The organism is Rhodococcoides navarretei (assembly GCF_038069675.1).
Classification (GTDB): Bacteria; Actinomycetota; Actinomycetes; order Mycobacteriales; family Mycobacteriaceae; genus Rhodococcoides; species Rhodococcoides navarretei.
This window is the reverse complement of sequence record NZ_JBBPCN010000001.1, coordinates 193,874-207,323: the sequence shown is the minus strand read 5'-3', so window position 1 is coordinate 207,323 and position 13,450 is coordinate 193,874. Positions and strand designations below refer to the sequence as shown.

13 protein-coding genes are annotated in these 13,450 nt (G+C 65.5%); 9 read left to right on the top strand and 4 right to left on the bottom strand.

Translation table 11 applies throughout. The features are described from left to right. The first annotated feature begins 52 nt into the window (after positions 1–52). Complete coding sequence (locus AABD04_RS01100; RefSeq protein WP_341439909.1) at positions 53–2,299, top strand: N-acetylmuramoyl-L-alanine amidase; 2,247 nt, start codon at positions 53–55, stop codon at positions 2,297–2,299. Positions 2,300–2,378: 79 nt separating this feature from the next. Here AABD04_RS01100 and AABD04_RS01095 read toward each other — a convergent pair whose 3' ends face one another. Then, on the bottom strand, positions 2,379–3,215 hold the full coding sequence (locus AABD04_RS01095) for an HAD family hydrolase (RefSeq protein ID WP_341439908.1): 837 nt from the start codon (positions 3,213–3,215) through the stop codon (positions 2,379–2,381). A 75-nt stretch (positions 3,216–3,290) separates the two neighbouring features. Here AABD04_RS01095 and AABD04_RS01090 point away from each other — a divergent pair, with 75 nt between their 5' ends. The 6 genes from AABD04_RS01090 (at position 3,291) to AABD04_RS01065 (ending at position 9,263) form a co-directional block, all read left to right on the top strand. Then, positions 3,291–4,322 (top strand): NADP-dependent oxidoreductase, encoded by a 1,032-nt coding sequence (locus AABD04_RS01090; protein WP_243595876.1) that lies wholly within the window; start codon positions 3,291–3,293, stop codon positions 4,320–4,322. Positions 4,323–4,379: 57 nt separating this feature from the next. Continuing rightward, positions 4,380–4,886 carry a peptide-methionine (S)-S-oxide reductase MsrA gene (msrA, locus tag AABD04_RS01085; RefSeq protein WP_341439907.1) on the top strand — a complete coding sequence of 169 codons (507 nt, stop codon included), beginning with the start codon at positions 4,380–4,382 and terminating at the stop codon, positions 4,884–4,886. Positions 4,887–5,031: 145 nt separating this feature from the next. Further along, positions 5,032–6,330 carry a YhgE/Pip domain-containing protein gene (locus AABD04_RS01080; RefSeq protein ID WP_423228105.1) on the top strand — a complete coding sequence of 433 codons (1,299 nt, stop codon included), beginning with the start codon at positions 5,032–5,034 and terminating at the stop codon, positions 6,328–6,330. 19 nt (positions 6,331–6,349) lie between these two features. Beyond that, positions 6,350–7,093: a CPBP family intramembrane glutamic endopeptidase gene (locus AABD04_RS01075; protein WP_037187130.1), complete on the top strand. Its 744-nt coding sequence runs from the start codon at positions 6,350–6,352 to the stop codon at positions 7,091–7,093. A gap of 5 nt (positions 7,094–7,098) precedes the next feature. Continuing rightward, positions 7,099–7,674, top strand: a complete 576-nt coding sequence (locus AABD04_RS01070) for a DinB family protein (protein WP_341439906.1) — start codon at positions 7,099–7,101, stop codon at positions 7,672–7,674. A 140-nt stretch (positions 7,675–7,814) separates the two neighbouring features. After that, positions 7,815–9,263, top strand: coding sequence for an HNH endonuclease signature motif containing protein (locus AABD04_RS01065; RefSeq protein WP_341439905.1), 1,449 nt, complete (start codon positions 7,815–7,817; stop codon positions 9,261–9,263). Between the two features lie 60 nt (positions 9,264–9,323). Here the strand turns inward: AABD04_RS01065 and AABD04_RS01060 are convergent, their stop codons facing one another. After that, positions 9,324–9,914, bottom strand: a complete 591-nt coding sequence (locus AABD04_RS01060) for a hypothetical protein (protein WP_341439904.1) — start codon at positions 9,912–9,914, stop codon at positions 9,324–9,326. A 127-nt stretch (positions 9,915–10,041) separates the two neighbouring features. On the opposite strand from AABD04_RS01060, the gene AABD04_RS01055 reads away from it, so the two are divergent. Both AABD04_RS01055 and AABD04_RS01050 read left to right on the top strand, forming a co-directional pair. Continuing rightward, positions 10,042–10,725: a response regulator transcription factor gene (locus AABD04_RS01055; protein WP_341439903.1), complete on the top strand. Its 684-nt coding sequence runs from the start codon at positions 10,042–10,044 to the stop codon at positions 10,723–10,725. Next, complete coding sequence (locus AABD04_RS01050; protein ID WP_341439902.1) at positions 10,722–12,170, top strand: sensor histidine kinase; 1,449 nt, start codon at positions 10,722–10,724, stop codon at positions 12,168–12,170. The genes AABD04_RS01055 and AABD04_RS01050 overlap by 4 nt, the downstream gene beginning before the upstream one ends. A gap of 3 nt (positions 12,171–12,173) precedes the next feature. On the opposite strand, the gene AABD04_RS01045 is transcribed toward AABD04_RS01050, so the two are convergent. Both AABD04_RS01045 and AABD04_RS01040 read right to left on the bottom strand, forming a co-directional pair. Beyond that, positions 12,174–12,659, bottom strand: a complete 486-nt coding sequence (locus AABD04_RS01045; protein WP_341439901.1) for a GNAT family N-acetyltransferase — start codon at positions 12,657–12,659, stop codon at positions 12,174–12,176. 9 nt (positions 12,660–12,668) lie between these two features. Further along, on the bottom strand, positions 12,669–13,409 hold the full coding sequence (locus AABD04_RS01040) for a lysophospholipid acyltransferase family protein (RefSeq protein WP_243610645.1): 741 nt from the start codon (positions 13,407–13,409) through the stop codon (positions 12,669–12,671). Positions 13,410–13,450: the final 41 nt, after the last annotated feature.

The window sequence follows — 13,450 nt, the reverse complement described above, 5'->3', positions numbered from 1 at the left end:
AGCAACTGGAGATCCTACGACGCGTACCTACCAACAACCAGGGAGTACCGCCTTGCCGAACCGTCGAACGAAGCCGTCGATCGTTCTCGGTGCTGTTGCACTGTTGGCCGTCGCGACCCCATTTGCGGTCGCAGGCCTCACCGACAGCACCACAACCGGAGTTCGACCGGCCAACGAGACAACCCCGGTCACCGTTCCGACCAAGATCGTCGAGACCGCGCTGAGCGCTGCGCCGGACATCGTGATTCCGCTGCAGGAGCTCACCGGACTGCCGTTGCCCGATCTACGGCTCTCCGATCTGAAGTACCTACCGCTGCCGGACTCCATCGTGATCCCGCCGATCGAAATCCCCGACATCCCCGGCCTCACCACGCCCGCGCCGGGTGGGGCAACCGCGCAGGCCCCCATACCCAGGGTGGACGCCTCTGCACCGGTGAATCCCCTGCCGGTCAATCCTGAGGCTGCCGACCCCACGGGTCCACCGCTCGGTGCCGCCGTCAAGGAGATCTCGCAGGACACCCCGTTCAGCATGGTGGCACTGACGTCCGAGCAGCTGGACGGTGCTTCCGCTCAGGTCCGCCGGCAACTGGAGGACGGCTCCTGGGGCCCGTGGCTGGAAACCGCGCCGGTGGATACCACTGCGAGCGACGCCGTTCCCGCTGCGGAAAAGCAGGGCACCGAGCCGATCTTCGTCGGACTGACCAACGCCGTGCAGGTGTTGCTGACGCCACTGACGAGCAGTGCAGCTCCCGAAAGCTTCGCGACGCCGCCGGTTCCCGAGGTTCCGGTGGTCGAACTGCCTGCTGTCGACGCTCCGGCCGAGGCCCCCGCTGCTACGGAACAGCCACTGGGCTACACGCCTGCGTCGTCGAGCACGCCCCTCCGCCAACAGGATCCGGCCCCGCTCGATCCGGCTGCACTGGATCCGGCAGCGATGGATCCGGCTGCGACCGAGCCCGCACCGGCAGATCCGGCAGCGAATCCCGACCAGGCGAGTACCACCGAGCAACTGGCGGCAGCCGTCAACGACATCAGTGCCGTACTCATCACCCCGGGAACGTCGCCGGTCGACTCGGCGTTGAGCGACATCGCCACGCCCGTCGCCGGAGACGCAGGCCCGAAGGTGATCACCCGCGCTCAGTGGGGTGCCGACGAGTCGATCCGTTGCGCCACACCGACGATCGACGACTTCCTCGGCGGTGCCACCGTGCACCACACCGCAGGCAGCAACGACTACTCCAAGTCCGAATCGGCCGAGATCGTCCGCGCCATCTACGCGTACCACGCGCAGACGCTCGGCTGGTGCGACGTCGGCTACAACGTCCTCGTGGACAAGTACGGACAGATCTTCGAGGGCCGTGCGGGTGGATTGGACAAGCCGGTTCAGGGTGCACACTCGGGCGGATTCAACGAGAACACGATGGGCATCGCCATGATGGGCGACTACTCGAGCGAGGATCCCTCGCAGGAGACCATCGACTCCGTCGGCAAGTTCCTCGGATGGCGACTCGGCAAGGCCGGTCTCGACCCCAAGGGCACCACCACGATGACCTCGGAGGGAACGGATTTCACGTTCGTCGGCCGCGGCCAGAGCGTCGACCTGCCGGTGATCTTCGGTCACCGCGACGTCGGCAACACCGAATGCCCGGGTGACGCCGGATACGCACGGCTCGGGGAGATCCGCGACATCGCTGCGGCGAACCTCGGTGGCGGAGATGCCACTCCGGCATTGCCCGACACTCCCGATACCGCACCCGATACCGCAGTGACCGACCCGGCTCCCTCACGTCCGGGCACCGACGCCAGTTCCACTCTGGGCGAGAACATCCCGGCTCTGGTCGCCGAGTTGCAACGACTGGCGTCGACCAGTCCGGTCGCACAGAAGTGGTTGGAATCGGGCGCAGAAACCGGCGTGCTCGGCGTACCGGTTTCCGGTCTGGTGCAGGTGAGCGGCGGCCGTGAGAAGGCGCAGTTCGCCAACGGCGAGATCATCACCAACATGGCCGGTCAGGCCGTGGCCGTCATCGGCAAGATCTTCCAGCAGTACGTGCAGCAGGGTGGCGTCGACGGCATTCTCGGCCTGCCGATCACCGACGAGTTCCGGGTGCCGGAGGGCTTCCGAACCGACTTCGAGAACGGTTCGCTGATCTTCAACGAGCTCACCGGAATCGTCACCACGGTGATCAAGACGTACAACGACACCTACAACGCGGAAATGCAGAACCCCGTTGCCGCGCCGGTGGAACCGGCTCCGGTACCCGAGCCTGCTCCCGCACCGGAGCCCGCACCCGCGGGCTGAGTTTCACACAGTCGACAGGGGCCGAGTCACCACGGTGACTCGGCCCCTGTCGTGTTCGGGACGTCCGAAGACCGGCGCGTCACCACCAGCGTTCGAGGACGTGCGCCACTCCGTCTTCTGCGTTGGTGACGGTCACTTCGTTCGCCGCCGCGACGGCAGCGGGATGCGCGTTACCCATCGCGACGCCCAGTCCCACCATCGACAGCATCGGCACGTCGTTGGGCATGTCGCCGAAGGCCACGATGTCGTCGACGTCCACCGACAGCGACTCGGCCACCTTGGCCAGGCCCGACGCCTTGGTGATGCCCGGTGCCGACAGTTCGATGAGGCCGTTGTCGGTGGAGAACGTGAGGTCGGCGCGACCGGAGATCAGCGGGGACAGGACGTCGGCCATGTGTCCGCTGGTGGAACCGGACAACCGGATCAGCAGCTTGACGGCCGGAACGTCGACCACGTCGTCCTCGGTCATCTCGACGTTGTCCGGATTGAGCCACGCGTGCTCGTAGCCCGGGGAGCTGACGAACTGCGGGGTGGCCGAGTCGTGTGCCGTCCGGCCCACCCGTTCGGCGGCCAGTCCGCAGCCGGGCAGCGCGCGATACGCGACGTCGGCCAACCACTGCAGCGTCTGCACCGACAGGGTCTCGGCGCTGAGTACGCGATCGTTGGCAGCGTCGTAGATCACCGCACCGTTGGCGCACACCGACATCGGCGCGTATCCCAGCTGATCGACGACGGGGTGGATCCACCGCGGCGGCCGGCCGGTGGACAGCACGAAGGGAACTCCGTCGGCGACGACGGCCGAGACGGCGCGCCGAGTACGTTCGGTGACACGTTCGTGATGGTCCAGCAGGGTGCCGTCGACGTCGCTTGCGACGAGTCGGGGGGCGAGGCGGGTGGTGTTCGGCGCGTTGGTCATCGTGACGTCATTCTGCCCTAGTGTCGAGGTGCCCTGTTTTCGACATGCACGTCTTCGATGTGGAAGGAACGGTAGATGACATCCGTGAACCGCCAGATCCGATTGGCTCAGCGCCCGGTGGGACGTCCCGACGAATCGACGTGGGAGCTCACCGAGGAACCGATTCCCACTCCGGGCGACGGTGAGTTCGTCGTGACCATCGACTACGTCTCTCTCGACCCGGCGATGCGCGGCTGGCTCAACGATGCGCGCTCGTACGTGCCGCCCGTCGGGATCGGCGAGGTGATGCGCGCTCATGCCGTCGGCCGCGTCCTCGAATCTCGGCATCCCGATTACGCTGTGGGCGAGGTCGTTTCGGGCTCGTTCGGCGTCACCGAGCATGCGATCTCGGATGGGTCGGGTGTGCAGAGGGTCGACGAGTCGATCGCACCGGCACCCACGTGGCTCGGCGCGCTCGGGTTCCCCGGACTGACGGCCTACTTCGGTCTGATGGACGTCGGCAAGCTCGCCGAGGGCGACACCGTGGTGATCTCCGGAGCCGCCGGTGCCGTGGGCAGTATCGCGGGTCAGATCGCGAAAGCCAAGGGAGCCACCGTGATCGGGATCGCCGGTGGACCCGAGAAATGCGCGTGGCTCACCGAGGAACTGGGTTTCGACGCGGCGATCGACTACAAGAACGAGTCGGTGTACAAGGGTCTGAAGGCAGCTGCACCCAAGGGCATCGACGTGTACTTCGACAACGTCGGCGGTGAGATCCTCGACGCGGCCCTCTCTCGGCTACGCAAGGGAGCGCGAGTGGTGTTGTGCGGAGCCATCTCCGGCTACAACGCCACCGACCCGCAGCCCGGCCCGGCGCACTACCTGTCGCTGCTCATTAACAGGGCCTCGATGACGGGTTTCATCATCTTCGACTACCTCGATCGCTACCAGGAAGGTGTCGACGCTCTGTCCGAGCTGCTCACCAGCGGCACGATGACCGCACGCGAGCAGATCGAGATCGGCGGCGTCCCCGCCTTCGGATCGACGCTGAACCTGCTGTTCGACGGTGCCAACACCGGCAAGCTGGTTCTCGAGGTCGGCGAACGCACCCACGACTCGGAATTATGAGGACGCTTCGTTCGTTGAACCCCACGTATCGATCGATAAAGAGCTAGGAGAGCAACCATGTCTGCAGCCACCGAAACCGCCATTCTCGCCGGAGGATGCTTCTGGGGAGCCGAAGAGCTCGTCCGCAAGCTCCCGGGTGTGGTCTCCACCCGCGTCGGATACACCGGCGGCGAGGTTCCCAACGCCACGTACCGCAACCACGGCAATCACGCCGAAGGCCTCGAGGTCGTCTACGACCCCACCCAGACGACGTACCGGGATCTGCTGGAGTTCTTCTTCCAAATTCACGACCCCACCACCAAGAACCGTCAGGGCAACGACATCGGAGCCAGTTACCGCTCGGCCATCTTCTACCTCGACGACGAGCAGAAGCGCGTCGCCGAGGACACGATCGCCGACGTCGACGCCTCGGGTCTGTGGCCGGGCAAGGTCGTCACCGAGGTGAGCCCGGCAGGAGATTTCTGGGAAGCCGAGCCCGAGCACCAGGACTACCTGCAGAAGTACCCCGAGGGCTACACGTGCCACTGGGTGCGTCCGGAGTGGAAGTTGCCGCGTCGGGCCTGAGCGGCTGCGCCGCATGTGCATGGAACTTCGTAGCCTGCTACGAAGTTCCACTCACATAGGTGGGCGTAACGCCCATTCCGGACGATCGACGGTCCACAGGTAGAAGTACCGCGCACGTATCGGCCGAACTTGCGACACTGATCCGGTGACCTCCGACAGAACCCCTCGGTCGATGGCCGACGTCCTTCGTTCGCCGCGTTTCTGGCTTGCCCCCATTCTCGTCGTCTCGGCGTTGATGTCGTTTCTCGCTGCCCTGTATCTGGGCGGCGTGCTCGACCCCAGGGGCAATTTGCACGACCTCCCCATCGCGATCGTCAATCAGGACGAGGGCGACACCCTCGCGGGCGAGCAACGCAACATCGGCAACGACATCGTCGACGGTCTGCTGCAGAACGTCGATCCGGAGAAGGTCGATTTCCGGGAAGTCGGTCCGGCGCAGGCGCAATCGCTGCTGTCGACGGCCGAGGCGTACGGCTCCATCGTCATCCCGAGCGATTTCACCAAGAGGATGGGAATCCTCGCCCAGGCGAGCGTGATTCCCGGGGACGTCGAGAAGCCGATCATCACGGTCTACACCAACCCGCGTGCCGGCAGCTTCGGAATGTCGCTCGTGACCGGGGTGGCGACACCGGCCTTCGATTCGGTCAATCAGACTGTGGGACAGCAGATCACCGAGCAGGTGCGCCAGCAGCTCGGTGAGACTCGGCTCTCCGGTGCGAGTGCTCTCACCCTCGCGCAGCCGATCGATGTGATCGTTGCCCAATACGATCCTCTGCCCGACGGCACCGGCGGTGGTCTGTCTGCGTTCTACTACGCGCTCTTGCTCGTCCTGGCCGGCTTCACCGGTGCGACCATCGTCAGCGCACTCGTCGACGGCCTACTCGGATTCACGCCCACCGAGATCGGCCCCAAATACATTCACCGCGGACCGACCCTGATCAACCGCTTCCAGACGCTGCTCGTGAAATGGCTCGTCATGATCGTGCTGGCCATGCTGGTGTCCGCCCTCTATCTGCTGATCAGTCATCTGCTCGACATGCCGATCACGCACGCCTGGACCCTGTGGATGTACGGCGCGTACGCGATCGCCGCGGTCGGCATCACGGCACTGGCGGTGATGTCCGCGTTCGGCACGGCAGGACTGTTGATCAATCTGATCGTGTTCATCATCCTGGCGTTGCCGTCGTCGGGCGGCACCATCCCCCTCGAAGCGAGCCCGCGGTTCTTCACCTGGCTGGCGCAGTTCGAGCCCATGCACCAGATCTTTCTCGGCACTCGCTCGATCCTGTACTTCAACGCCTCACTCGACGCGGGATTGTTGCATTCGGTCGGCATGACGTCTCTCGGCCTGCTCATCGGGCTCGTGTTCGGTGTGGTGTCCACCCGCATCTACGACGGCAAAGGCCTCGACCGAAGCCTCGATTCACCCGGCGCTCACAGGTGACGCCAGTACACTCGATCCAATGCTTGCTGTGAATCCAGCCGGGAGCGTTGCACCCCGACGTGCCTTCCACGCGTACCTCGACGTCGCCATCGTCGTTCTCGTCCTCGTGGGCACCAACCTCATCGCGCACTTCACCACGGTGTGGGCCAGTATCGCGACGGTTCCGATCGCCGCTGTTCTGCTGGTCGTCCTGGCGAACCGTCGGGGTCTGGGGTGGGCCGAACTCGGACTGTCTCCGAAGCAGTGGAAGACAGGATCTCTGTACGCACTCGGAGCCGTCGGGGTCGTGCTCACCGTCGTCGCGATCGGTGCGTTGCTGCCACTGACTCGGCCCTTCTTCATGGCCGACCGATACGCAACCGTCTCCGCCGCCATCGTCGCGTCGATGATCGTCATTCCGCTGCAGACCGTGATCCCGGAAGAACTCGCGTTCCGCGGGGTGCTCCACGGCACGCTGGGTCGCATCTACGGCGCACGCGGAGTCTTCGCGGCAGGGTCTCTGCTGTTCGGTCTGTGGCACATCGCGTCCTCGCTCGGCCTGACGGCGGGCAACGTGGGGCTCAGCGGATTTCTGGGCGGCGGACTGTTCGGGCAGATCGTCGGTATCGCACTGGCCGTGGTGGCCACTGCGGCGGCGGGCGTGGTGTTCACGTGGCTGCGCAGCCGTAGCGGTAGTTTGATCGCGCCGATCGCCCTGCACTGGTCGTTGAATGGACTCGGTGCGCTGGCCGCCGCTCTGGTCTGGCACGCGTCGGTGAGCTGAGCGGCATGAAAGACGAGCTGCATCAATACCTTCGGATTGCTCGCGAAAACATGCTGTGGAAGCTCGACGGCTTGTCCGAATACGAGAAACGGCGCCCGATGACGCCGACCGGAACCAATCTACTGGGCTTGGTGAAGCACCTGTCGATCGTCGAATACGGATACTTCGGCCCCACGTTCGGACGTGAATTCCCGGCCCGATTCACCGAACTGGAGAAATCGGCCGCGGCGCAATTGAACTCGGATATGTGGGCCGCTGCCGACGAGTCGTCGCAGTTCATCGTCGACCTGTACCGCGAGGCCTGGTTACACGCCGATAAGACCATCGCGGCCAACGATCTCGATTCCGTCGGACGCGTCATGCACTGGCCGGCCGAGAAGCAGGAAGTGACTCTGCACCGAGTCCTGGTCCAGATGATTGCCGAAACCAACCGGCACGCTGGGCACGCAGACATCGTGCGCGAACTGATCGACCAGTCCGTCGGCATGCGTCTCGGCAACGAAAACATGGCCGACGGCGACGCAGCGTGGTGGGCCGCTTACCGAGATGAGCTCGAAACTGCTGCGCGAGAGGCTGATTGATCTCATCCCCTGACGTAAGGCTTCACCAACCCCTACCACACCCCACCGACAGGTTCTGAGTCTCGAATAATTAAGCAGGGCAACAGTTTTCGATTCAATCATGCTTGTCAGTCGAACGCACGTTCGATACACTTTCTTTCATGACCACGGAGATCTGGCAACTGAGCGAGAGCGAACTCCTCGCCGACGCCGCCGCGGTCTCCCATGAGATTCAGCTCCTAGAAGCCCGGCGGATCGCCCTCGTCGCAGAGATCGACACCCGCGTCTCCCGTGAGAAACTCGGCTTCCCCGGACCCGCAGGCTGGCTGACCTCCACCACCCTGCTCTCACCGTCCAAGGCCACCAAGATCGTCGCCCTCGCCCGCGGCATGGCTGCGTTTCCCGATATCGCCGACGCCGTGAACACCGGCGTGATGTCCGTCGACCACGCCGCGCTGATCCTCACCTTCGCCGAAACCCCACCCAAGGACCTCCCGGAAGAGGGCCGCGTCATGGCCCGCACCGCGATGATCGCCGCCGCCACCGGGCCCGAAGCACGCACCGGCCGGATCCGCGCAGCGATCACCAAGCTCGAGGACGAGTTCGGCGGCAAGACCCCACCACCGGAGAACACCGACCGCAACGAACTGTTCGCCTCCACGACCTTGAACGGCCGGCTGGTGGCGAAGATGGATGTCGACGCCGTCACCGGAGAAAAACTCCTCACCGCACTCTCACCCCTGACCGAACCCCGCCCCGCCGCCGACGGCACCCCAGACGACCGCAGCCCCGCCAAACGGCGCGCCGACGCCTTCGGACATATCCTCGACCAATACCTCGCCTCGAGCAACCGGCCTATCGAAGGCGGAGAGAGGCCCCACCTGAACCTGCACATCAGCCTGCGCGATCTCACCGACCTCCGCGACAGCGCCGACACCGCCGACACTGCCGACGCCGACGACATCGCAGACGACGAACCCTCGCGCGCAGCAACAGAATCCGACAACAACACAGCCGATCCCGTCGACATCAACACCGGACACCCCATCCACCCCGACCCAGCAACCGAGCCGGACCACGAAAACGGCAGCGGCAGTGACACCGCCAGTGGCAGTGAAGATGACCGCTGTGCAACGGATCGTGGCGCATACAGGGACCTGTTCGGCGACGGCACGTCGGTCGGCTGGCTCCCCTGGATGGGACCACTCTCCCGCAATACTTCCCGGCAGCTGGCGTGCGACTGTGTTCTCACCGCCATCGTCATGGACGAGAACGGCAACCCGCTCAACCTCGCCCGCACCGCCCGCACCGTCTCCGCAAAACAACGCAAAGCCCTCACCGCCCGCGATCACGGCTGCGCGTTCCCTGGCTGCGGCAAATCCGCCGCCTGGACCGAAGGACACCACATCTGGCACTGGGCCGACGGCGGACCCACCGACATGAACAACCTGGTTCTACTCTGCGGATTTCACCACCGACTCATGCACCACAGTGACTGGGAAGTGTTCGTCGGCACCGACAACCACCCATGGTTCATCCCACCCGCCACCGTCGACCCCTACCGACAACCGCGACAATCCCACGCCCGAGCAGGCCCCCACATCGCCTGAGCCCAGGGAAGACTCCAGCCCCGCACCGAAACAACGGTGCGGGGCTGGAAGAAGTTGAGCTCAGGAACCCGAGGGAGCTGCCGGCGGTGCGGGAGGAGTCGCGCCGTCAGCGGGAGCCGGAGGTGCAGGCGGAGTCGAACCGTCTCCCTCAACACCAGGAGCCGGCGGCGTCGCACCGTCAGCCGGTGCGCACACAGCACCACCGGGGCCACCTGCGCCCGGACCACCCTTGCCCGGTCCGCCCTCAGCTGGCCCGCCCTTGCCCGGGCCACCCTCGGGCGGAGCAGGCGGAGTTGCACCATCCCCCGGTGCCGCAGGAGTAGCGCCGTCCGCTGATCCCGGTGGTGCCGGGACAGCAGGAACCGTCGAGCCGTCACCGGCTTCCGGAGCCGCCGGCACCGCAGGTACATCCGACCCGCCACCACCATCGGTCCGCTGCCCGAGCTCCGAGGACGACGCCACCGTGGACACGCCGGGCGAGACGTCGGGTCCGGTGGCAGCGAAGACTGCCGCGGTCACCAGGGCACCGACGGCCAGACCCGCTGCGGCCGTCGCCACCAGCGGCACCCGTCCCTTCCACCGCTTCGGCGTGGTCCCTCGGACCGGCTCCGGGTTCGATGCTGCGGGAATCGGCTGAGTCTGATCGTTCACGTTCACTCCTTGTTCGGACTGTGTCGTTCGTTTCGGTCTGTCACCGACACTGCCGCCGCTAGCTGAAGTCACCCTGAAGCCGGGCGCATCTTCAGGATCACTTCAGCTGGTGGGTGACAATCGAGGCATGACATACAGTTCCGCTCCCCGGGTGATGGTGGTGGAGGACTCACTGCCCATCCGAGAAGCACTGGTGGCCGCATTCGAGGACGCGGGATTCACGGCAGCGTCCCTGCCCGACGGGGACGACTTCGAGACCACGATGGCAGGCTTCCGCCCCGATGTCGTGATTCTCGACGTCATGCTGCCCGGCGCTCGGGACGGGTTCGCGTTGATCGACGTCGTTCGGCAGAGCACCGACGCCGGAATCATCATGGTCACCGCGAAGGACCGGCTGGAAGACCGGCTGCGCGGACTGAGCGATGGCGCAGACGACTACGTGATCAAGCCTTTTCAGCTCGACGAGGTGGTGGCGCGAGCGAAATCGGTGCTGCGCAGAAGGGGCAGATCGTCGGACGCAATCCAGGTGGGCGATCTACTGGTGGACGAATCCGCGGGGGTCGTCACCCGCGCCGGCAGTGTCCTCGATCTGACGGCGACCGAGCTCCGCCTGGCAACCTTCCTCGTCGCCCAGCGTGGCCGTACGGTCTCGAAAACGGCTATCCTCGAATCGGTCTGGGGCTACGGCGCGTACGACGGCAACCTGGTGGAAGTGCACATCAGTGCATTGCGTCGCAAGATGGAAGCTCATGGGCCGCGGTTGATTCATACCGTCCGCGGCCTGGGTTATGCATTGCGGGCTCCGCAGTGAACCGCACGCCCACGCCCTCGTTGCGCACGCGGGTGGTCGCCACCGTCGTCGTTCTGTTCGCGGTGTTGCTGCTGATAGTCGGCGTGTCGGTGGATGTCGTTCTCGGTCAACAGCTTCGGCGGGATCTGGAAGCTCGGTTGACCGACCGAGCAACCCGAGCCGTCGAACTCGTGGAGAGCGGCGTCGAACCCGGCGATCTGGTGCAGTCCCTCCAGGGCGACGCCATCCGAGTTCGTGTCACCACTGCGGACGGCACGGTCTACGGCGCTCCCGGCACCGGGCCGCCCGGACCGGATGTTCGGCCCGCAACCCCGGCTCCGCCTGCCGGGCAGTCGAGAGCTCCCGGCCCTCCCGCTCCTCCCGATCCCCCTGCACCCCCGTCGGATTCGTTCGAGATCACCGAATCTTTGCCCGATGGCTCGACGCTGTCGCTACTCGGCGACACCACCGCGATCGCCGATGTTCGCCGACAACTGCGCATCCTGATGGTGGCTGCCGGAGCCGTGACACTGCTGTTGGCCGCAGCCACGCTCACCTATGCCGTGCGGCGCGCGCTGTCACCACTGGATTCGATGACCGCCGTCGCTCGTCGAATCACCAACGGCGACAGAGGAAGAAGGCTACTGCCGTCGAAGCCCAAGACGGACCTGGGCCGTACCGCCTCCGCCGTCGACGAAATGCTCGACGCCCTGGAGGACGCCGAGCGTAAGGAGGCTGCGGCCGCGCAGTCGGCGCGTCGAGCAGAGGACGAGATGCGCCGATTCCTCGCCGACGCCGCACACGAATTGCGGACTCCGGTCGCCGGGATCTCGGCGTTGGCGCAATCGTTGCAGCGCGATGCCGAGCGTCGTCCCGATCGGGTGGGGAGGTGGAGCGAGCTGCTGGTCGGCGAATCGAGCAGGGCCTCCCGCTTGGTGGGCGACATGCTCGATTCCGTTCGTGCAGAGAACACTTCGGAGTTGGAACTGGCGGACGAGGATCTCGCCGACATTGCGCGGCGCACCGTCGAGCGTGCGGCACTGCTGTCCCCACAGGTTCGGTTCCAGGTCGACGGATCGCAACCGGTGCCGGTCCGGGTGGACGTGGGCCGCGTCGAGCAGATTCTCTCGAACGTCCTCGACAACGCCGCTCGATTCACGCCGCCCGAAGGTTCCGTCCGAGTGACGACAGGGGCCGATACACACGCGTTCGTCACCGTCGACGACGACGGTCCCGGCGTCGACGAGGCAGACCGCGAACGCATCTTCGAGCGGCTCGTCAGACTGAACTCGGCACGCGACCGCTCCTCCGGAGGCGTCGGGCTCGGCCTCTCGATCGCACGAACGTTGGCGCGCGCTCACGGCGGCGATCTCGTCTGCGCCGCAGGGCCTACCGGCGCGAGGTTCCGCCTGACACTGCCTGGCATCGCCGGTCGTTCCGCGGGCTCCACTCCGGCGAACCATTGATAGCTATTCGACGATCAAGTCCATCAGCAGGCTGTCGTGCCAGCCGGTCGGCCCCTTCTCGTATTTGCGCATGATGCCGACCGGCTCGAAACCGACTGCGCTGTAACAGGCTATCGCTACCGCGTTGTCGGCGGCCGGGTCGATCACCAGCCGATGATGCCCCAGGTCGACTGTCAGGTACCGCACCAGTGTGCCCACGGCGTCCTGTCCGATACCGCGGCCGTGCACTGCCGGATCCAGAAAGACGTCGATCGACGCGTGCCGGTACATCGGATCGGTCTCTTCGCCGTACTGGATCAATCCCACTGACGCGCCGTCCAATTCGACGACCAGTCGATTTTCGTCGGTGCTGTCGAACGGCCAGTTCTCGTCGGCATCCTCGTCGCCCCACCGCGCATACACCTCGGGGGTGTGCAGTATTCGGCGCAGCTCCGGCACATCCTCTGCGGTGACGGGCCGCAACACGACCCGCTCACCACGAAGGTTCATCGCGAAGCTCTACTCGGCCCGCTTGGCAGCACGCGCTGCGAGATCCTGGGCGTCGAGCTCGTCCGCTTCTTCGAGAGTCGGGGCGCTGCCGCCCAATCGGGCCGGAACCCAGTACGCGCCCGGCTCGTGGTGGTAGTTCTCCTGAAGCTCGAGCAGCATCTTCTGCATCACGGTGCGTAGCCGGTCGGTCAGCTCCTGGGGCGGGCCGACCGGTGCCAACGGCTCACCGACGGCGATCGAGATGGGAGTGTTGGTGCGGCCCAGTCGCTTCGGGTAGCCCTTGGTCCACACGCGCTGTGCACCCCAGATGACCGTCGGGATGATCGGCACGCCTGCCTCGATCGCCATCCGCGCTGCGCCGGACTTGAATTCCTTGATCTCGAAGCTACGGCTGATGGTCGCCTCCGGGTACACACCCACGAGCTCGCCGTCGCGCAGGCTCGCCACGGCCGCCTTGTACGACTGCGCTCCTGCCCCGCGATCGACGGGGATGTGGCGTAGCGCGCGCATGATCGGGCCGGAGATCTTGTTGTCGAAGACTTCCTTCTTCGCCATGAACCGGATGTACCGCTTCACCCGGCGCGGAGGCAGCCCGGCGTAGGTGAAATCCATGTACCCGGTGTGGTTGACGGCGATGACGGCTCCGCCGGTGGCAGGGATGTGTTCCTCGCCCTCGACCTCGAATTTCAGGCCCTCGAACGCGAACACTGCACGAGCGATGCCGATGACTGATCGGTAGACGGGTTCCACAGTCCGTTAGCGTAGTCGGTGGACGATGCCGGACAAAAGGT

Bases quoted from the DNA above. Each gene is read 5' to 3' on its own strand.
- AABD04_RS01065 (WP_341439905.1), top strand. From the start codon at position 7,815: ATGACCACGGAGATCTGGCAACTGAGCGAGAGCGAACTCCTCGCCGAC.
- AABD04_RS01045 (WP_341439901.1), bottom strand. From the start codon at position 12,659: ATGAACCTTCGTGGTGAGCGGGTCGTGTTGCGGCCCGTCACCGCAGAG.
- msrA (WP_341439907.1), top strand. From the start codon at position 4,380: ATGTCTGCAGCCACCGAAACCGCCATTCTCGCCGGAGGATGCTTCTGG.
- AABD04_RS01090 (WP_243595876.1), top strand. From the start codon at position 3,291: ATGACATCCGTGAACCGCCAGATCCGATTGGCTCAGCGCCCGGTGGGA.
- AABD04_RS01095 (WP_341439908.1), bottom strand. From the start codon at position 3,215: ATGACCAACGCGCCGAACACCACCCGCCTCGCCCCCCGACTCGTCGCA.
- AABD04_RS01075 (WP_037187130.1), top strand. From the start codon at position 6,350: ATGCTTGCTGTGAATCCAGCCGGGAGCGTTGCACCCCGACGTGCCTTC.
- AABD04_RS01055 (WP_341439903.1), top strand. From the start codon at position 10,042: ATGACATACAGTTCCGCTCCCCGGGTGATGGTGGTGGAGGACTCACTG.
- AABD04_RS01070 (WP_341439906.1), top strand. From the start codon at position 7,099: ATGAAAGACGAGCTGCATCAATACCTTCGGATTGCTCGCGAAAACATG.